The following is a 19,265-nucleotide window of genomic DNA, read 5'->3' as shown; positions in this document are numbered from 1 at the left end:
TCACCTGTGGCGGTAATCGTCGCGACGCTCGTCGTCGTCTCGTTCGCGGTCCTCGGGCGGGATGGGGTACGGATCGTCCGGCGCGTCCGGAACGGGTGGGACCGGGATGGGATCCGCCGCGACCGCGGTGGTCGTCCCAGCGGTGTGAGCCGAGCCGGGCCCGGCGGACCAGACGGAGCCGATGAGTACGGATGCCATCACTGCGGCTGACATGAGCAGGCGTTCGAACATCGAAATCACTCCCGTGCGCGATGAGAACCATGGCAGGTAGGAGATGACCGGGCGTCGATGCCGCCCCCGAAGCGCCGACACGGCGCGCGAAGCACCTTCAACGCTAGCGGAGCCACACCGCGCGGTCTCTCCGCGGGAGGCAAAGTCTTCCCCAGGGCCATCCGCACGGCATGGCGCGCTCGCCTCCGATCAGCCGCCCGTCACGAACGTGCCGTAACTGCGGTCATGGCGGAGCAGCGGCTCTCCTCCGCCACCGAGTGCGGCCTCCACGAGAGCGACCACGATGATGTGATCGCCCACCCGCATGTGGCTCTCCGACGTGCACAGGAAAACAGCGTGGGCGTGCGCCAGCAGAGGACAGCCCTCCACCTCGGCGAGCTTCGTGTCCGCGAACTTCTCCCGCCCCGCGCCCGCGAACGTGATCGCCGTCTCACGCTGGTCGGACGCGAGCACGTTCACCGTGAATCGGACGCCCGACCGGATGACCGCGAACGTCTCAGAGTCGTCACCGAAGCACAGGACGAACCGCGGCGGGGACAAGGTGAGCGGGGTGATCGAGGTCATCGTCATCCCGGCCAACATGTCCCCGGCTCTCGCTGTCACCACGCAGACCCCGCTGGGCAGGCGCGCGAAGGCAGACCTGAACGCCTCCCTGGAACGGTTCGCCCGAGCCGCCGCCCTCATCTCAGGAGCGCTGGTCACGAGGCGATCCAGTCTGTGATCTGGCGTAGGAGATGAGCCGCCGGTGCCAGGCACGCCCTTGTCCCGTGAGATGAACGGCATCGGGGCCGACCTCGATCAGCCCGCCGCCGGCCAGCTCCGCCATCTCGTCCCGGAAGTCGTCCAACAGGGCGGTGCCGAACGCGTCCTCGTACACGCGGAAGTCGACCGAGTAATAGTGCAGGGCGTTGAACAGATAGCGTTCGCGCCGTTGGCGCGCGGTCATCTGAGGGGAGACGAACGTGACGAGGTGCTCGCCCCGCCGCACCGCGTCTATGTAGGCGCCGGTGTTCTTCGCCGTGGCGAACCGGCGGTGGTTGATCAGGCCGTAGGCCCCTGGCCCGACGCCGAGCACCTCGACGTCAGGACGGCGGTGCGTCCAATGGTTGTAGCGGTTCTCGTATCCGGGCTTGGCGAAGTAGTCGAACATGTACATCTCGAAGCCGGCTTGTTCCGCCGCCTCGACAACGTCCTCGTACATGCGCTGCACCGCGGGGGCGCTCGTACCGAGCATCTGAGGGACCTTGCCACGCTCGATGAGCCGCTGCTGCGGTGTTCCCTCATGCACCCGGTACTCGTAGATGGTGAAATGGCGGACGTCCAGTTCACCGAGCTGCTCCAGGTCGCGTTGCCACACTTCGCGGCGCTGGCCGGGCAGGTTGTACATCATGTCGAACTGGACGTTGTCGAAACCGTGCCGCTTCAGCTCGTGCAGGGCCGAGATGCTCTGGTTCGCCGCGTGCGGGGAACCGATGGTCCTCAAGGTGTCCGGATCGAAGGACTGCACACCCAAGCTCACCCTGGAAATGCCAGAATCGGCCACGTAACGGCTCTTGTCTGGGGTGAAGTCGGACGCATTCCCCTCCAGCGTGATCTCGCAGTCGTCGGCCAGGGAGAAGTTCGTCTCGATCGCACTCATAACGTTGCGGAGGTGTTCGGTGCCGAGGATGGATCCCGTGCCGCCGCCGATGTACACGGCCCGGACCCTGCCGGTTCGCCACCTGCGGTAAGAGGCCCACCGCTCCAGGTCGGCGACCAGCGCCGAGACGTAGGCGCTTTCCATCCCGCGAGGGTCGCGCGGTGACAGCAGGTTCACGAAGTACGGGCACGCACGGCACCTGACGCGGCAGAACGGGATCGAGATGTAGAGAAGGAAATCGCCGCCCACCTCATCCACGGCGAATTCTCCGGCCACCACCCGGTGGCCGGACGTGTTCTGGTCGAGCGCCGGCAGTGACGGCAGCATGGCGGGCCGTCTTTCGATCAGGGTCATCTGCTCTCCAAGAGTTGCTTGGCGAGGCCGCCCGGCGTCCCGATGACGATCGCGGGCTGGTTCGCCGACCAGCGGGTCAGACAGGCGCGGATCTCGTCGGTGCTCACCGCGTCGACGCCGGTGCGGAGCGCCGTGCGGGTGCCGTCGTCCGCCACAGCGTCGGCCGCCCTCGTGGCCAGGGGCGGGGTCCTCACGAGTGCGTTGAACGCCGCCGACTTCGCGACGCGTACCTCGTGTTCGCCGGGGTCAGCCGCCTGTTTGACGGCATCCACCACGTGAGCGAGTGCGACGTGCGCGTCCGGGGTTCCCATGAACGTGATCGTCATGGCACCGAGCCACCACATCGGTTCAACGCGGCTCCCGTGCGCGCCGAGGGCCCGAACGGTGCCGTAAAGACGACGGCGGATCATGCAAGCGGCGACGATCTCGGCCGCCGATCCGCGCCGCACCGCTTCTGAGCCCTCGAAAGCCAGCACCGCGCTGCCCGGAGCCGCCGCCACCGCGTGGTCTGGTTGGCGTGGATCGAGTCTGCCCGGCGGCAGCGCGCGGCGGGGGACGCCGAGTTCCAGCCACTCTTCCGTCTCGTCCGGTTCCTCCGAATCACCGGTGAGAACGATCGTGCGGGGCCGCACCGCCAGGTCTCTGAGCATTTCCGCGACGGCGCGCTGATCGGCGGCTGCTTGCACGTGCCGGATGAGGTACAGGGCGGCAGCCGAGCCCGACACCTGGGCAGCGGCCGTGTCGTGCGGGCGCCGCGCCTTCGCCGGACCGCTGGTTCGCCGCCCAGCCCGCAGGCATGCCTGCACCACCTGATCGGGGGCGTTCTCGAGGAACGACAGCCGTTGCCGCACCCACGCGCGGACGTCCCGGGCGTCTTCCGCGTGGTGGGTGATGGTGATGCGCAACCGTGCGTCGTATCGATCCACGTCACTGTCCGCCGCGCGCACGACCGGCTCGACGGCACAACGCCACCGCTGTGCCGTGAACACGGCCCCGACGCTCCTCACCATCGAGAGCATCGTGTCCGGAAGCCCATTGAGCACGATGTCGATCACGACGTGGGCGACGCCCTGGGTATCGGTCCGCCAGCTCCACACGTCAAGCTCGTCGTCAACGCGGCTCGGACCACACGATTCCGATGCCTCCGCGCGCATCGCCGGGAGTCCTGACAGGGCGGCTTCGGCAGGTCTGGACAGGGTCTCCCTCCGGGGCGCGGGCGGGGGCGCATGGCGGGGCGCAGGAAGGGTCGCGTGTCCTGGGGGTGACAGGCGGACGAAGCGAGACGCGTCGCCGGGCAGGAGACCGAGGATCCGATCGGGCTCTTTGATCACCTCCTGGACATGGCGTTCCCTGTCGACCACGCCCAGAGGATCCGCACCGTGGACGATCGGGCCCACCGCGTCGAGGGCCAGCCGTACCTCCCACGGCTCCGGCGGGTTCGTCCGGCCGCTTCTGTCGCGTAGGTCCAGCAGTACGGTACGGGCCGTCGCGCGGATCGCGTCGGGGCCGAAAGGTGACCCTGACAGGACCTCGGCAAGGTCGGACAGCACCGGTTGGGGCTCAGTTCCCTGAGGGCAGATCGCGCCGGCCATCAGAATGGTGTGCGGGTAGTGCGTATGCACGCCAGTGGCGGGCGAGATGCCGACCCCGCTGTGCCGGGCGAACACGCCCCGCAGGTCCGAGCGGTCGTCGCGGATCATCGTCTGGGCGAGGATCTGGGCCCTCATGACCGCACCGTTGTCCGCCGTCGGCTCCAGCGGCACGGCGATGACGGCATGCGGGGCCGTCTCGGTACCGTTCTCGTCGTGAGGTCGCGAGCCCAGATCAGGCACCGGATGCACGGCGGGCGGCAGCGGGCCTGGGTTCATGGGCCGGTCGAGGATCACGGCACGGTGGAAACACGATGCGGAGATCGGGCCCACGGTGAGGAGACAGGCCCGTTCGGGCCGGATGTACGCGGCGTGGTAGCGGCGGGCGTCCTCGGCTCGCACTTGGCGGAGTTCGTGCGGATCGTTGCCCTGGGCGCGCAGAGTGCGCAGGGCGGCGGGCGAGTACAGGACGCGGGCCGCGGCGTCCACCGTGGCCGAACGAGGGTCTCTCGCCCGCGCGTTCGCCTCGGCCCAGACCACGCCCCGCACGACCCCGCCCTCGACCGAGATCGCTTCCTCAGCGAACGCGTGGTCGTCGAGGAGGGGATGAAAGGCGCTGTCTGTCAGCACGGAGGCCAGCATGGCGGCCATGTCCGGCGACGGCGTCGCGGCCAGCAGGCTCAGGTGATCGGGGCCGGTGAACGCGTTGAGGAAGGAGACGTTGCCGGCGTTCAGCAGGGATGGGAACAGGTGCCTATCGGGGTGGTCACGCGAGCCGCAGCCCATCCAGTGCTCCAGCATGTGCGGCACACCGGCGTGTTCGTCCGTTGGCGTGGCGAAGGCCAACGCCACCGCGAAACCGTCGGACGGGGTGTCCACATGGACATGCCGCAGGCCGGTGGCCGCGTGCGTGTAGAGCGAGACGGTTCCTGCTGGTAAGGCGCGGGCGGCTTGGAGCGTGAATCGCCCGGATTCCGCGGAGCTCATGAACCCCCCTGATCGTAACCGGCACGGCCTTCACCGCTGCAGACGGGGCATTTGGGGTGCGGCATCAGCGGACGGACGGCGGAGGTGCTGTCCGGCCTCCACTCCCACAAGGCGTTCACGGTAATGGGCGGGCCGAGCCGGCCCAGGTATCGGAGGACTTCCATGGTCGCCACGCTCGCCGTCACGCTCGCCCACGGGGCAAGGCTGCCGGAGGTGCCCCGGGGCAGGCGCCGCAGCCGTTCGACGACCGAGGGGAAGCCGGGGCGGGCCTCGGCCTGCTCGGCCCATTCACACATGGGGCAGGCGCTCTGCCCGGGAAGGTAGAAAGGGCCGACGCGCAGGCCACTGGGATGCAGTAGCGGGCGGCCAGCCGTGCGGCAGGCCTCCGCGAGCCACTGCCGGATGAGCCAAACCGGCTGGTCGGCGGCGCCTACGACGAGGTCGGCATCCGCGACCAGCTCGGCGATCGAACCCGCGTCCGTGACGGTGGCTTGCACGGGACGGATCCGGCAGCGGGGGACGAACCGGCGCAGGCGTTCCTCCGCCGCCTCGACCTTGGGCCGGCCGATGTCAGCCTCGTCGAACAGGATCGACCGGTTGAGGTTGGACGCCTCCACCACATCCGGATCGACGACGACCAGTTCGCCCACGCCGCAGCAGGCCAAGCCGTAAAGGAGCCAGCTGGCCATGCCTCCGGAGCCGACGACGACGACGCGGGTGCTGAGGAGCCCGCGCAAGCGTTCGTATCGCGAGGGCCCGTTGGCCGTCTCGAATTCGGAGAAGTAGTGCAGGGTTCGGTCGTACCGTGCCAGGTCGGCGTCGGTGAGGCCGGTGTCGCTCGGAGCGGTCTCGAGAAACCCCGCGTTCCTGCACAGGTCGAAGATCTCCTGTGCCCGGCCCCCGTCGCCGGACAGTCGGCGTTCGCCGTCCGTGACGCCTTCGGCCAGCAGGTGCATGATCTGTTCTTCCCGCTCGGCGAACGGGGCGATGCGGAGGGTCCTCTCGCCCAGGCGGAGGATCAGCGACTCCGGCATCGGCAGCAACTGAACGCGTCCTCGTAGCCGCCACGCGGTCGTACTCTCTGTCGTCATGATCGTGTACACGCTCCTACACTTCGGCGATCGTGCACATCTCGCTGTAGAGCAGCTCGCCATGGGGTGTCGGTGTCGTACGGGCGAGCAGGAGGTCGAGCCCCTTCCTGAGATCGCTCAGGACTTCCTGGTAGCGGCGGGCAGCGCGCTCGTCGCGGTCGGCAAGCCGCCAGTGGAACTGGGCGATCCGGGCGAATACGAACGTGCCGTGCAGGATCTGATGCATGGGACGCGGGTCCTCACGCCATGGTGAATCGACCAGCCCCTGGGCTGCGTCCGCCATGATCGGATCCTGCTCCAGCAGGAGGGTGAGGCGGTGGTGGCTGGTCTCGTGGAGGAGGTGCTCGGCGGTGATCAGGGTGTCGGAGAACGGCGCGATGTGCTCGCTCATGAACAGCGCGCCGAAGAAGCCCGTGTCGGTGAAGGTCGAGACCAGACGGCTGCGCATGGGGACCACGAGGGCTATGTGCCGGCGGAACTCGGCGGCGAACGCGGCACAGGTGTCGTCGAGCAGGTCCACGGCGCGGTCGAGACAGTCCCTGATCGCCGTGTCCACCGGGTCGAGGGGGGCCAGGTCGCGCTGCGGGTAGCCGGGGATGGCGCTCTTGGCGTTCTGGGAGCCCATGAAGCGCGTCAGCCAGGGATCGGTGGCGTCCACCTCCGTTCCCTGGCGGAGCACGACGTGCGGACGGAAGGCCGGCGACGCCTCCCGGCGTCCGGCGAGGAAGGAATCGGTGTCCACGTCCAAGGTCGTGCCACCGGCCGTCAGCCGGATCGAGGCGCCCTCGTGCGTCACGGTCACGTGGGTGGTGGGTTCGCCTGGGAGGATGAGATGCCCGGGGTGACCGGGGAGACGGAGCTCGCCGGGGCCGAGGAGAGGCAGGCGTACCGGCTGGCTGGGGAGGGCGTTCTGCCGGATGGCCGCGACACACAGGAATCGCCCGAAATGCTCCATGAGATCTTCGAGTTCGCCGCTACGGCGAGTCGCCACCGCGGTGCGTACCTTGGCCCACCAACTGGAGAACAGCGGCCCTCCCACGATCGAGGCTTGAGTCTCCTCCGGTAGCTGGTGGAAGATCTCCCACCACAGATCGATGCTCGCGGCACTGCGCTCACTTACGCGGTCGAGCAGTTTCGGCAGCACCCGCATCACACCGGCGGCCAGCCGATCGTGATACTTGTCGAGCAGGTCGTGGCCCGCGGAGTCGCTCACCGCGAGCAGGTCCGGCGCGGTGTGGGACGTCACTGACATGTCATTGTCCAATCGCCTGGTCAGAGGTGAGAGCGGACGCGATCGTGTCCGCGGAACGGCGGAAGCCATCACATTGCGCCCGGCCGAACGGCGTGAGCCGGACCGACGAGTCGATCAGGTCGAGCGCCTCCGCCTGCATCTCCAGAACTTCGCCCAATCGCCGTGACCAGGCAGGGCTGTCGAACACGCGTCGCGCCCGATCATGAAACTCCGCGATGCGCGCGAAGACGAAAGCTCCGTGCACCAGGCCGTCCACCGGTCTCGGGGTCTTCCTGTACGGCGAGTGCAGCCGATCGGACGGCAGGTGGTCGTGGAAGGGGCGCAGTGTGAACACGGCGTTGAGCCGCAGGTGGCTCGTCTCATGGATCAGGCGCTCGGTCGCCACGACGGGGTCCGCCAGGTCGGTCCTGATGAACAGCAGCCCGTCCAGCGCCGTGTTGCTGAAGGCGACGGTATCGCGGCTGTGGATCGGGACGATCTGCTGGACGATGGCACGAATCTCACCTGCCATCTCCGGCCACACGGTCTCGACCGTGTTGACGGCATCGGCCAGGTCGGGCGCCGCTTCGGCCGCCTTGGCCACGGAAACGTCCCCCAGCCCGCCCTCGGCCGAGCTGTTCTCGTTGGCCCGCTGGAGGTAACCGGCGATCCACGGGTCATCACCCGACACCAGGACGTCGCCGGGGAGCCGTTCGAAGAGCTCAGCGTCCTGAGGCGTCTCGCCGGACGTCAGACGGACGACGCGAGAGCGACCGACCAGCTCCAGGAGACCGGCGTGCGAAGAGGCGACGACCGAGGGCGCGTCCACGCGTATACGCCAGTACATGCCCGGCAGCCAGAGGCGGCCGTCGTCGCCGGCCGGAAGCTCGACGTCGCTGAAGGAGCTCCCCTCGTCCAGCAGCGGGCGGATCAAGAAGCGCGGCAGGTGTGCGGACCATCGCGCCAGCGGCTCCCACTGCGCCGCCTGATACAGCACAGACAGGCGATGCCACCAGTACCCGAAGAGCGGCGCCTTGACGACGTCACGCTGCCCGTCAGCGGAAAGCCGATCGAACAGGTCGATCGATCGCCTCAGGCGCTCACCGGCGTCCCCCAGCAGGCGCGCGCTGAGCGCTCTGGCCACGGACGCGACAGCCGTCCGCCGTTTGTCCCAGGCCATCTGCTGGTAGTGATCGCCGTCCGTGACGCAGGACAGTACCGACGGCGTGGCGTTATGCATGGCTCTCTTCCTTGGTCAGGGTGCTGAAACTGTCCGGGGACGGTGGAGCGGGCAACCGGTTCAGCCGCTCACGCGCCCAGGCCCGCAAGTGACCGTCGCCGCGCCGTTCGGTGACACACAGGACGCCCTGCAACGCGGTGATGGAGTGCGGGTCGATGTCGAGGGCGGTCATCAGCGCGTCCAGGGCCGCGTCGGTGTCGTCCAGACGCAGGTGGCAGTGGGCCATGAGCGTCCAGGAGACCGCCGCGAAGGGGGATCCGAGCCTGGCGGCAGTACGAAATGAGTCCAGCGCCTGCGCGAAGAGCTCCAGCTTGAACAGGGCGTAGCCGAGGTCGCGGTGCGCCCTGCTGTCGGCGGGATCGAGCGAGGTGAGGTCGCGCATACGCTGCAGAGAGAGCTCGGTGTCGCCCCGCCCAGCCGCCTCCCTGCTGCGGGTCTCCAGCACCGCGCGCAGGTTTTCGTCCCTGGCCAGGCGGCGTTCGGCGGTGTCGTCAGGCGCGGACCTCGCGAGTTCCTCGCACCGCGCGAGCATTTCGGTCGCCTCGTCGAGCCGGCGGTCGAAGAACGGCGCGAAGCTGCACGCCCGCAGCGCCGCGCTCCGTAAGATCACGTCGTCGTCCTCGGCCCCGTCGAACGCGGTCAGCTCTGCCAGCGCCTTCCCGGCCCAGTGGCTTACCGCTCGCGCATCCCGGTCCACCCGTGCGTGATGCACCGTGACGGCCATCGCCGCCACGAGCCGGGAACGCGGTGAAACAGCCTGTTCGTAGGCATGGCGCAGCAGACTGAGAGCACGCTCGTCCGCACCCCTGTCGCTCTTGTAGACGGCGCTGGCCCGCTGCAGGAGCAGCGACACCTCCACGTCGCCAAGCGGCCGGCCGAGCGGGAGGTCACGCAGGCGTTTCTCGGCCTCGCCATAGAAGCCCAGCCGGATCAGCAGGTTGACCAGCAGTGATCGGAGACGCGGAGGCTGATCGTCCCAACTGGTCAGGCACTCACACAGCCGCTGCCAACGCGCGCTTCGATGCTCCTCCGCCAGCCGGTCAGGCGTCCGTGCCGCGTACGCGCTCAATCTGGTCTCGCGCACGACCCGATCGCGTAAGCCCGCGACAGGGTTGCTCTGGAACACGGCTGTGACCTGCTCCCCGGCGGCCATCGCCGTGGCGAGGTGGGCCAGGATCCGGTTGTGCAGAGCGCCACCGGAACCGCCGAGGTCCAGGTAGGTGCGAACCGGATGCACGGTCGGGACAAGGTCGAGGTCGATCGCCGTCATGCGCTCCTCCCGGATGCCTGAAGACTTTCCAGGGCCAGCCGTCGGCGCCAGGCCATGACCCAGCCGCGATGCCAGTCCAGGATCTCCGGCCGCCCGGTACGGGAGGCCAGGCGCCTGGCCCCGCCGGCCGCCCGGTGATCAGCGGGGTCTTCCCGTACGGCCTCGACGTACTCCGCGAGTGCGGACGGGAGGTCGCCGAGCGCCTCCAGGCACTGTGCGACGGCCACACGCGCGCGCGAGGCGTGCGGCAGGCCGAGGGCCACCGCACGGCGGAACGCGGTGAGGGCGCCTTCGTGATCGCCGCGCGCCCGATGGGTCGTGCCCAGGTTGTAGTGCACCTTGCCGTCGTAGGGGTCGAGTTCCGTGAGCTCGGTCGCGTACGCCACGGCCAGGTCCAGGTGACCGTGCTCGCGGGCGGCACGACTCCTCGTCTCCAGCAGTGGATGCAGGTTCTGACGGAACAGAAGCAGGCCGGGGTGGTCTTCCACTCCCTGGCGGGCTAGCTCTTCGGCCAGGTCCAGTTCGTGCGCTGTACGCGCGTGGTCACCGCGAAGGAACGGCTCGTAGCTGACCGCCCGCCAGTAGGTGCTGCGCAGCAGCAGGCTGATGGGGGTGTCGTCCCGTTCGAGCCCGCCGGCGTGCCTCGCCGACAGCTCACGCAGTTCCTGGACGGCTGTCAGGTCCGGCGCACCGCCCCGTGCCGCCTTCACGAGCAGCGTGAGGGCGGCGGTCAGGCACATGGAGGCCGGCAAGGCGGTGGAATGGGCTATCAGCGAGAGGACCCTGCGATCGGCGTCCGCCGTCTCCGGTCCCGGCCGAGCTCTCGACAGGGCGTGGCTGCGTTTCATGGCCGTACTGGCCGCGAGAGGATCGGTAGCGATACTCGCGACGTCGGGCGACGGGAGCGCGCGCAGCGCCGCCACGTCCAGATCCAGCGCACTCAGCAGCACTCCCAGCCGGAGGCGCTGTTCGCCGCTCAGCTCTGGCGCGTTCGTGTACAGCTCCACGAGGCGGGACCAGTCGGAGGTCCATTGGTCGCGCGGCAGGCCGTCCGGCTCGTCGTGATCGAGGTCGGGCCGCGCGGCGCCGCGGGCGATCGTCGTCCGGAATCCGCGTGGGGTGTGGAGCTGGAGGGGAGAGGCGGGAGCGTCGCGATCGACATCGTCGTACGCCTTGAGCACCCCCGACGTGTGCAGGGAACAGGCGCTGGGGCGGTGGAGGCCGAAGTACGGGCTGAGCAGCCACAGGTCCCACCTGTCCGACACGCTCGGCACCTCGGGTTCCACGCTGCCGGGAACCGTGAAGTACGTCGGTTTCGCAGAAACGGTCGGCACGATCAGAGCACCTCCCGTACCCCGCGCTGGGTCATCAGATAAACGGACCCGAGGATGAAGGTCGCGGCGATGCACATCAGCGACACGCTCGCCGAGACCGAGGTGGCCACCAGCCCGAACAGAAGCGGCGCGACCGGCATCGCGGCGCTGCTCAGCGAGGCGATCGAGGCGAAGACCCGGCCCCGCATCTCCTCGGGCACGACGCTCTGCACGTACGTGCTGACAGAAACCGTCGCCATGCCCGCCGGCAGCCCGACGAAGAACATGGCCAGCGGTGCCAGCCACGCCTCGGACCCGACACACATCACGAGGATCGCCAGTCCCTGGACGAAGAAGTTGCCGACGAAGACGAGCCCGCGCCTGCGGAGCAGAAAGGTGTGAGTGACGGTGAACATCCCGGCCACCCGGCCGACGCCGATCGCCGCCACGGCCACGCCGAAAAGCACGGTTCCGCCGTCTCCATACGAGAGCAGGAACCCAGGCAGAATGAACACGATGCTGTATTGGGCACCGTCGAGCGCTGGATAGACAAGGAACTGGGCACGTAGCGCCCGCTCGGTCATGATGAACCGCAGCCCTTCGCGGACGGCGGACAGGATGCCCTTCAACGAACGCGACGGTTTGGCGGCCGTCGGGCGGAGCATCTCGCCGCCGGCCTTGACGCGGATCGCCACGATCAGGAGAGCCGCGATCCCGAAGGTGACCGCGTCGATCCCGAGCAGGGCCCAGAGCGGCACGACGGTCAGTGCCAGGCCCGTGATCGAGGGCCCGAGCACCGTCATCGTCGTGGCGCTGCCCATCAGCAGCGCGTCCATGCGCGCGATTGTCGGCACATGCCCCCCGGCCAGCCGAGGCACGATGGTCTGCACGGCAGGCATGTAGAGCGTGCTCGGCACGGTCAGCAAGATGACGCCGGCAAGCAGTCCCGGCAGGCCCAGCATGGAAGTGGCCAGGGCGGCCGCGATGGCGCCGGTGATCGCCATGCGCACAAGGTCGGCGCCCAGCAGGAGCCCGAACCGGTTGAAGCGGTCGACCAGGACGCCGCTGCACAGGCCGAAGATCGTGAGTGGCAGAGCCATCGCCATCCCGACGAGCGCGCCGTCGAACACGTTCCCGAACTGCTGGGTCGCGTGCCAGGGCACACCCACCTTGAAGAACTGGTCGCCGAGCGCGGACTGTGCCAGCGTCAGCCACAACAAGGCGAAAGGAACATTGCGCAGCAGCTTGCGGTACGAGATTCCGCCCTGACCGTCCAGGCCTTCCTGCCCTGTCTGCCCTGTCTGCCCGGTGGCTTCCGAGCTGGACTCGGGCCCGGATTTCTGCAAAGGCGATGTCATTCGCACATCCTCGAGAGGGTGTTGGAGAGAGACCGGGCTCGGACCGGCGCGGGCGGCCGGCAGGCCACCCGCGCCGGCTTAGCTTCAGAGCGTCATGTAGTTGTACTCGGCCGACAGCAACGTGCCGAACTCCTCGAGGAGCTGCTCCTCGTGGGTGGTCAGCGCGGCCTCGGTTGCGATCTCGGTCTTGGTGGTCAGAGCGTCCTCACCCATGTGCTTCTCCTTTGTTGTCCGGACTTTCCTTCATGCAACCGACACGGACCGGCTAGCACGGGGTGCCGGTGTCCTAGGCGGCGTCGCCCGGAGAGGCGACGCGTGCGTCAGGCCGAAGCCTCGTTCTCCCACTCGACACGGGCCCGCAGGTCCTCGAAGGCGATCTGCGGGTCGGCCTCCTCGGGGCCCGCGAACCGTTCGGCACCCTCACCCGGCACCACATCGGGCAGGATCTGCGGGAACAGTGGCCCGCCGAACCTGTCACCCGGCCGCAGCCCGTGCCTCCAGAAGACGGGCAAGTTGCCCGTGGTCGGCGCGTACCGGGTGTCGTCGCCCAGCCAGCGGGTGGCGAGCGCGCGCCGGGTTCCCGTCTCGCTGGCGTTCCCCGTCGAGTAGTGCAGCGTCCGCAGGCTGAAGATCAGCGCGTCACCCGGCTCGACATCCCAGCTCACGATCGGGAGTTGGTCACGATGGGCTTCGATCGAGACCAGACCGGTCTGGCCGTTCGGCAGCGGCGCGCACGCCATCTCCTCCTCCAACCGGCGATGGACGCCGTGGAAGGCGGCCCGGATGACAGACCGCATCGTCGCGGGTTGCTCGACCTGCGAAAGGTCCAGCCCCTCAGACGGCTTCCAGCCCAGTTTGCTCAGGGCGGCCTCGACCCGGTCGTCGCCGGTGGCCCCGGACAGGCGCGTCGCGCGCGCGGACTCCCACAGATGCGACCCGCGGATGAACTGCAGGGCACTGCTGTGAGCCGTGGCCTCGTCACAGGCGAGCCAGATGTTCATCGCCTGTCTTCCCGCGACGGGCCAGGCGATATCGTCCGTGTGCCAGTTCGTTGGGATCTCGCAGCCGGCGTCCTTTCTGAACATGTGGTCACCGAGGAAGTTGACCCGCTGCGAATGCATCACCTGGGCGGCGATTCTGGCCGCCGGAGAGTGGTAGACGAACTCCCGGAAGGCGTCGCTGTACTTCCACATGAACAGGTCGCTGTACATGTGCCGGTCGGCGTTCGAGAGCAGGCGGCCGTATGGAGTGGGCCTGGTGACCATGTCGTCGATCGCCTCCGCCACGTGGGTCACCCAGCGCTCCGGGAAGATCTTCCGGACGAGGACGACCCCGTCGCGTTCGTACGTGGCGATCTCCTCTTCGGTCAGAGCGCGAAGGGGAGCCTCCGCTGTCGCACCCACCGGCTGGAATTTCTGGGTGACCTGCGAAGTCATGACCTGTTTCCTTTCGTACTGAGGAATCGTCCCTGATTCGGGCAGCATGGATGGCCTGAAGACGTGCTTTTTCCGCCTCACCCCATGGCGGTGCGTGCGGCTCAGGGACGTGCGACGAAGAAAATGCGGGGCACCTGATCGGGCTCTTTCACCGATTCACCGAGGGCATCGATTTTTGCCGGCCAGGCGCTGCCGAATCCGGCACGATGCAATTCGGCGATGATGTCCTCCGCGCTCCAGGCTCGGATGGTGGCGTGCTGCTTGAATTGCCGCCACGGCGCCGACACGTCCTTCCGGTCGAATCCGGAGATGCGCGCGATCGCCGTGCCGCTGCCCGGGTCGTAGCCGATCCTGCTGATCAGCACGAGGTCGTCGGTCTCGCGCACGGAGAACGTGTTCTGCTGACGAAGTCCCGAAATGCTGTGAACGTCGAAGATGAAGATGCCGTCGTCAGCGATGACTTCGCGGGTACGGCGGAAGCACGCCGCCAACTGTTGCAGCCCTGGAAGATGGTTGAATGAGTCGAACGTGCAGGTCACCAAGTCCGGCGTTCCCGTGATCTCGAACTTTGCCACATCCGACCTGATGAATTCCACCTGGTCTTCCAGGGTGCTGTGGCGGGCGTTCTCCCTCGCGACTTCGATCATGGGCTGGGATTGGTCGACACCGATCACCCGGTAACCGTGCGACGCGAAGGACAGTCCCAGCTGACCGGTACCGCAGCACAGATCGAGTAGAGTTCCGGACTCCCGCGCCGTGGTCGCCTGATGGTATGCACGCAGTGGGCCGGAGACCTGATGAGCAAAACCTGTGAAGAGTTGATTGTAAACCGGAGCGAATGTCTCGTCGTAGAACGATTCCATCACACCTCGCACAGACCGTCTGAATGCCCTTGTCCCGCCGGTCGACGTCGAAGACGTCGAACGTTGTGAACGTTGCTGGAATTTCGGACTCGCCTTGAACGAACGCTTGACACGTGGACAAGTGCTGACTCAACGGGCGCTACGCTACCAATGATTGGTATACGTTTGGAATATTCATTGGTATACGTACGTAATGTCAGCGGATCACATCGGCTCCAGCTGGGTGGTTAACCTTGATTCTTCAGTGGGTTGTGCTGTGTGAGTGGCTCCGCGGTTTGCCCGCGATGTCCCCGGTGCGGTGCCGGGCCGAGAGGCGAACCCGGCGCATCGCGAGCAGGTGCGCCGCGGCTCGTCCTGGGCCGCGGTGCGGTGCGTGGCTTCTCATGGCATGACTTCCGCTCCGTGCGCGCGTCAGACCTGGGTACGAGACCACTGCTGGTTGGCGCCGCCGCCGCAGGTGTACTGGATGACGTTCGCCCCGTCGGCGGTCGAGGCGCCGACGACATCCATCACCTTTCCGCTGCCGCGCGCGGTGATCCGGTAGTACAGGGAGGTGCCGCCTCCGGAGACGACGCCGGTCGCGGTGTCGATGGTGACGTACGCCGGCTGGGAGCCGAACGTGGTGCCGTCGCCGACGTTCGTCCACCCGGTCCAGGGACCGGAGATGCTCGACGCGGTCGCGTAGCGCGCCTGGTTCGGATTCCAGCCGGTCGCCGCCGACGTCAGCAGGAAATAGACGTTTCCCCGTTTGAACATGGCGGGTGCTTCCCGGTGGGCGTCGTTCCAGAAATTGCCGACCAGCGTGCTGACGTTCAGATAGTCCGAGGTCAGCCGGTAGATGTGCAGGTCGTAATTCTCGTCCGCGGCCGAGATCATGTAGGCGGTGCCGTTGTCGTTGAAGAGCGTGATGTCCCTCGACATGTGCTGCCCGAGCGGACGGAAACTGCCGTGGTAGGTGTAGTCGCCGTCCACGGTCGCGGAGGAGGCGACGGCGGCGCGGGCCTCGCTGTAGTTCGAGCCGTTCTCCTTGTGCATCCACATGACGAATCTGCCGGTGGAGTTGTTGTAGATGACCTTCGGCCGCTCGATGTTGGCGACGTCGAGTTCAGGGTGCGATGACCGGGTGAGGACGTCGTTGCGGAATTCCCAGTTCTTCAGGTCCGTGGATCGGTAGACGGAGACCGCGCGGAAGGTGTTGTCGGGATTGCGGGTCTCTCCGAACCAGTAGTAATAGCCGCCTTCCCGCAGTATGCCGCCGCCGTGGGCGTGCAGGACCTTTCCGCTGGTGTCCCTGAACTGGGTGCCGTTCGCGATGGTCACCGGCGCAGCCGCATGGTTGACGAAGGCGCCGGCGAGCAGGAGGACGACGGCGATCGAGTGGCGTAAGCGTACATTCATCCTGATCGACTTCCCTCTGTTGAGCAGCGGCCGGCACTTGGACATGGGCCAGGCCGGCTAGTAGGTGACCTGCCTGACCGCGTAGTTCGAGTGCCGCAGGTAGCTGCCGGGCAGGTTCACCGACTCGAACGACACCCCCGCCGGGTCGGCCAGGCCGGGTACCAGCCGCCACTGCTGGTCGGCCGTCGGACCCATCGGGAAGGGGTCGAGCGGCGCGAGGTTGTTCGCGTGCCGTACGTACCGGTCCGGGAAGTTGCTCGATTTGAGCCGGTTCCACCGCGGTGTTCCCCAGCGGTTGACCAGCGCCGTCTGCTCGGCCGCGGTGATCGGGGTGATGGTGGCGTGCTTGGCGTTGATCGGCGGGGTGTACGTCCGCCGGCCGAGCGCCGACCAGGCGTTGCCGTTCACGTTCGCCGACTGCCAGGCGTAGAAGACCGCGTTGGACGGCGAGAAGGAGTCGCCCCACAGCCAGAACGTGTTGCTCGTGTTCGACTTGACCAGGATCGGCGCCTCGATCGCGTTGCCCTGCCGCAATCCGCCGGTCAGCGTGGTGAAGCTGTTGGGAGCCCCCGTCGTCGACCGGGCCACGTAGAGATTGCCGTCGGCGAGATTCTTGTAGCTCAGGTAGAAGGCGCCGCCGTCCACGAGCACGTCGCCGCGGACGACGCGGTGGCGGTGATCGCGATGGAGCTGAATACGGTCGTCAGCAACGCGACGCCCGCGGTGAACATCCGACGCGGAAACACAGCAGGCACCCTTCTTCGAGGGACGAGGGCCGGCGTCTCCTCCATGAGGGTGAGGATCCGGCGTTGGGGCCCGGTCCTCATCGCGGCGATCTCAGCGAGGTAGCGCGCCTTGAGCGCGTCGGAGATCGAACTCCCCGGCGCCCGGTCACGGACCGCGGCCACGAGGCGCTCGTGCCGTTCGTCCTCGTCGCTGAAGACGAGCGCCTCCTTCTGCGGGAAGTGCGTGAAGACCGTCTTGGGGGGAGACGTCCGCCTGGTCGGCGATCTCGCGGACGCTGACCCCGTCGAAGCCGCGCTCAAGGAAGAGCGCCGTCGCCGCGTCCACGATCGCCGCCCGCGTCGCCGCCTTCTTGCGTTCCCGCCGTCCCACGGCCATGCCGTCAACCATGGGCAGATCATACTACCACCGGACTATAATTATATTGACAGTAAAAGTAGTCTCAGTGTAGTAAGTAGTCGAGTGAAGCTAGCAGGCCGGGGCGAACCCGTACCGACCGCAGCACCCAGCACCGGAAGGGGCCAGAACCATGACCGGCAACACCAACCCGCTCCCGAGCCTCGAACGGACCGAACCCGCGAATGACACAGAGCCCGCATCGCTCACCCCCGACGCGCGCCGGCCTCCGCGGCAGCAGCGCCGAACCGCGGGAGCTCTGCTCGTCGCGGGGCCGATGATCTTCCTGCTGACGGAGTTCATCGCCGCCGCGGCATGGACGGATCCGCCCTACAGCTACACGTACCACTTCATCAGCGACCTCGGCGTCCACGGGCCCTCGACGCTGTTCGGGCAGTACATGTACTCACCGCTGGCCTGGGTGATGAACACCGGCTTCTTCCTGTTCGGGATCACGATCCTGGCCGGTGTGGCCGCGCTGCGCGGTCTGTCGGGCCGGCGCCGCTGGGCGGCGCTCGTGCCCGCGACGCTGCTGGCGGCCGGCGGCGTCCTGCTCGGCTTGTTTCCCGGATCCGCCGAGGCGATGAACGACGGCACCGGCGACTTCCACGCCCTGGGCGCCTTGGCGGGCTTCGTCGGCGCCAACGTCCTGGCCATCATGCTCGGGAGCATGCACCGGCGCGTCGGGCTCTCGCCGAAACTCGGGCGGACGCTGGCCACGGCCGGTGTGATCGGCCTGGTTTCGACGGTGGCCTACTTCGCCGACGTCATCTCCGGGGCCAACATCCTCGTCGGCCTCGTCGAACGCGGCGCCACCCACCCGTTCCTGCTCGCCCTCGCCTGCGCGGGAGCGGCCCTCTGGGGGCCGATCGATTCCTCTGCGCGAACGTAACCTGCGAGCACGCCTACGACTCCCCGACTTCTGTCACGGGCTCCCGGGGAGCACGGAGGACGGCGTACCCGTGATCGAGACGAGCTCCGGCAGCGAGCCCGCGCCCGCGACGTCGAGTGCCAGGTCGGCCCGCTCGACGCCCAGCGGCCGCACCCGTTCCGGCAGCTCCGAACCATGGACGACGGGGACCGCGCCGAGCCCGGCTCGGTCGAGGACGTGCGCGTGGGCCTGCCGGCCACGACTCCGACTGCGAGATCGTGGAGCGGCCGGCTCACCAGGGCCTTCGCCGGGCCGGGCCGGTCGCCGCCCATGGCCCGAGGGCGAATCCGGCGCCGTTCCGCCGGACCTCCACAGCGCCCGCGCCGCCGAAGTGTGCGGGGACGAGCAGTTCCCGTTCGTCGGCCGCCCGCTCGAGAATCCGCCGGCGGCTGGCCACCGCCTGTTCCGGGGCCAGGCAGGCGTTGCTGTTGAGACAGGGGTCGAGGATCTGCACGGGGCTGGGCAACAGATCGCCGACGAAGACCGCCCGGTCGCCGCCGGAGGCGAGGCGCAGTACCGACGAGCCGGGAGTGTGGCCGGGCGCGGAAACGCCGGCACCCACTGTCCGCCCGCTTCGACGGTGTTCCAGCCGACGTGATCGACGTGCAGATGCGTGTTGACCACGACGTCGACCTCCCGCGGGCGGACGCCGGCCCTCGCCAGGAGATCGAGGAAATCACTGCGCGCTGGTGGAACGGCCCCATACCCGGTCGCTCGCGCCCGTTGCCCGCTCCTGTGCCGATCAGCACGGTCCGGCGAACCCGGGCGCCCCGTCGAGGGTGGCGATCGAGGCCCCGACGTAGGCCAGCGCGTTGGGGCCGTCATTCGCCGGTAATGGCGCTGACCGCCGGTTCAGGCGCGTGCCGCCTCGCGTTCGAGTGAGATGTCGCGAAGGAGTGCGGTGTCCTGGTAGAACGAGCGCTTCTTGGTGATCTTGCCGTGCACCACGTCGACCAGTTCGAGCACGGTCATCCGCCACGGGTTGCCGTGCAGGTCGGTGCCGCTGTTGGTGGCCACCACGACGACTCGGGCAGGGCCGTCGGCGATGAGTTCGTCGATGGTGATGGCTGAGAGGTCCAGTCCGGTCAGCTCGTGCATCCGGTGCCGGGCCGGGCCGATGGCGGCTCCCCGGTGGACGCCGCTGTCGGGGTGGCCCCAGTTGAGCTCGATCTCCTGCTCGTCGGTCAGCTCCTT

Annotated in this window: 19 protein-coding genes and 1 pseudogene; 1 reads left to right on the top strand and 19 read right to left on the bottom strand. The window is 68.0% G+C overall.

All coding sequences use genetic code 11. The features are described from left to right. The 16 genes from AB0C28_RS51520 to AB0C28_RS51445 all read right to left on the bottom strand — a co-directional run bounded on the left by AB0C28_RS51520 (window position 1) and on the right by AB0C28_RS51445 (window position 17,122). On the bottom strand, window positions 1-231 hold the full coding sequence (locus AB0C28_RS51520) for a hypothetical protein (RefSeq protein ID WP_358084161.1): 231 nt from the start codon (window positions 229-231) through the stop codon (window positions 1-3). A gap of 189 nt (window positions 232-420) precedes the next feature. After that, window positions 421-915 carry a flavin reductase family protein gene (locus AB0C28_RS51515; protein ID WP_357862953.1) on the bottom strand — a complete coding sequence of 165 codons (495 nt, stop codon included), beginning with the start codon at window positions 913-915 and terminating at the stop codon, window positions 421-423. Between the two features lies 1 nt (window position 916). After that, the gene (locus AB0C28_RS51510; RefSeq protein WP_357862869.1) at window positions 917-2,224 is read right to left on the bottom strand and encodes a coproporphyrinogen-III oxidase family protein; all 1,308 of its coding nucleotides are present in this window, start codon (window positions 2,222-2,224) and stop codon (window positions 917-919) included. Next, window positions 2,221-4,464, bottom strand: a complete 2,244-nt coding sequence (locus tag AB0C28_RS51505) for a hypothetical protein (protein WP_358084159.1) — start codon at window positions 4,462-4,464, stop codon at window positions 2,221-2,223. Before AB0C28_RS51505 ends, AB0C28_RS51510 begins: the two co-directional genes overlap by 4 nt. 332 nt (window positions 4,465-4,796) lie before the next feature. Continuing rightward, window positions 4,797-5,903, bottom strand: a complete 1,107-nt coding sequence (locus AB0C28_RS51500) for a ThiF family adenylyltransferase (RefSeq protein ID WP_358084156.1) — start codon at window positions 5,901-5,903, stop codon at window positions 4,797-4,799. 4 nt (window positions 5,904-5,907) lie between these two features. Further along, on the bottom strand, window positions 5,908-7,143 hold the full coding sequence (locus AB0C28_RS51495) for an HEXXH motif-containing putative peptide modification protein (RefSeq protein ID WP_358084153.1): 1,236 nt from the start codon (window positions 7,141-7,143) through the stop codon (window positions 5,908-5,910). A gap of 1 nt (window position 7,144) precedes the next feature. Continuing rightward, on the bottom strand, window positions 7,145-8,362 hold the full coding sequence (locus AB0C28_RS51490; protein WP_357862861.1) for an HEXXH motif-containing putative peptide modification protein: 1,218 nt from the start codon (window positions 8,360-8,362) through the stop codon (window positions 7,145-7,147). Continuing rightward, window positions 8,355-9,632, bottom strand: coding sequence for a hypothetical protein (locus AB0C28_RS51485; protein ID WP_357862859.1), 1,278 nt, complete (start codon window positions 9,630-9,632; stop codon window positions 8,355-8,357). The genes AB0C28_RS51490 and AB0C28_RS51485 overlap by 8 nt, the downstream gene beginning before the upstream one ends. Beyond that, a complete protein-coding gene (locus tag AB0C28_RS51480; RefSeq protein WP_358084150.1) occupies window positions 9,629-10,966 on the bottom strand; it encodes a tetratricopeptide repeat protein in 1,338 nt (445 codons plus the stop codon). Before AB0C28_RS51480 ends, AB0C28_RS51485 begins: the two co-directional genes overlap by 4 nt. A gap of 2 nt (window positions 10,967-10,968) precedes the next feature. Further along, window positions 10,969-12,303 (bottom strand): MFS transporter, encoded by a 1,335-nt coding sequence (locus AB0C28_RS51475; RefSeq protein WP_358084147.1) that lies wholly within the window; start codon window positions 12,301-12,303, stop codon window positions 10,969-10,971. 84 nt (window positions 12,304-12,387) lie between these two features. After that, a complete protein-coding gene (locus tag AB0C28_RS51470; RefSeq protein WP_346106833.1) occupies window positions 12,388-12,516 on the bottom strand; it encodes a hypothetical protein in 129 nt (42 codons plus the stop codon). A gap of 107 nt (window positions 12,517-12,623) precedes the next feature. Continuing rightward, window positions 12,624-13,739: a phytanoyl-CoA dioxygenase family protein gene (locus tag AB0C28_RS51465; protein ID WP_357862853.1), complete on the bottom strand. Its 1,116-nt coding sequence runs from the start codon at window positions 13,737-13,739 to the stop codon at window positions 12,624-12,626. A gap of 101 nt (window positions 13,740-13,840) precedes the next feature. After that, window positions 13,841-14,602 carry a class I SAM-dependent methyltransferase gene (locus tag AB0C28_RS51460; RefSeq protein WP_357862851.1) on the bottom strand — a complete coding sequence of 254 codons (762 nt, stop codon included), beginning with the start codon at window positions 14,600-14,602 and terminating at the stop codon, window positions 13,841-13,843. 411 nt (window positions 14,603-15,013) lie between these two features. Next, window positions 15,014-16,000 carry a family 43 glycosylhydrolase gene (locus AB0C28_RS51455; RefSeq protein WP_358084144.1) on the bottom strand — a complete coding sequence of 329 codons (987 nt, stop codon included), beginning with the start codon at window positions 15,998-16,000 and terminating at the stop codon, window positions 15,014-15,016. A gap of 57 nt (window positions 16,001-16,057) precedes the next feature. Then, window positions 16,058-16,651, bottom strand: a complete 594-nt coding sequence (locus tag AB0C28_RS51450) for an AbfB domain-containing protein (protein WP_358084142.1) — start codon at window positions 16,649-16,651, stop codon at window positions 16,058-16,060. Between the two features lie 240 nt (window positions 16,652-16,891). Beyond that, window positions 16,892-17,122: a TetR family transcriptional regulator gene (locus AB0C28_RS51445; protein ID WP_358084285.1), complete on the bottom strand. Its 231-nt coding sequence runs from the start codon at window positions 17,120-17,122 to the stop codon at window positions 16,892-16,894. A gap of 151 nt (window positions 17,123-17,273) precedes the next feature. Between AB0C28_RS51445 and AB0C28_RS51440 the strand changes: the two genes are divergently transcribed. Next, the gene (locus AB0C28_RS51440) at window positions 17,274-18,032 is read left to right on the top strand and encodes a DUF998 domain-containing protein (RefSeq protein WP_358084139.1); all 759 of its coding nucleotides are present in this window, start codon (window positions 17,274-17,276) and stop codon (window positions 18,030-18,032) included. A 271-nt stretch (window positions 18,033-18,303) separates the two neighbouring features. On the opposite strand, the gene AB0C28_RS51435 is transcribed toward AB0C28_RS51440, so the two are convergent. The 3 genes and pseudogenes from AB0C28_RS51435 to AB0C28_RS51425 all read right to left on the bottom strand — a co-directional run. Continuing rightward, on the bottom strand, window positions 18,304-18,633 hold the full coding sequence (locus AB0C28_RS51435) for an MBL fold metallo-hydrolase (protein ID WP_357862842.1): 330 nt from the start codon (window positions 18,631-18,633) through the stop codon (window positions 18,304-18,306). A gap of 45 nt (window positions 18,634-18,678) precedes the next feature. Further along, a pseudogene (locus tag AB0C28_RS51430) lies at window positions 18,679-18,896 on the bottom strand (hypothetical protein); the annotation flags it as partial. Between the two features lie 27 nt (window positions 18,897-18,923). Beyond that, window positions 18,924-19,265: hypothetical protein (locus tag AB0C28_RS51425; RefSeq protein ID WP_358084136.1), on the bottom strand; the 342-nt coding region annotated here is incomplete at its 5' end.

Source organism: Nonomuraea sp. NPDC048892 (assembly GCF_040649735.1).
GTDB lineage: Bacteria > Actinomycetota > Actinomycetes > Streptosporangiales > Streptosporangiaceae > Nonomuraea > Nonomuraea maheshkhaliensis.
This window is presented reverse-complemented; position numbering and strand designations above follow the sequence as displayed.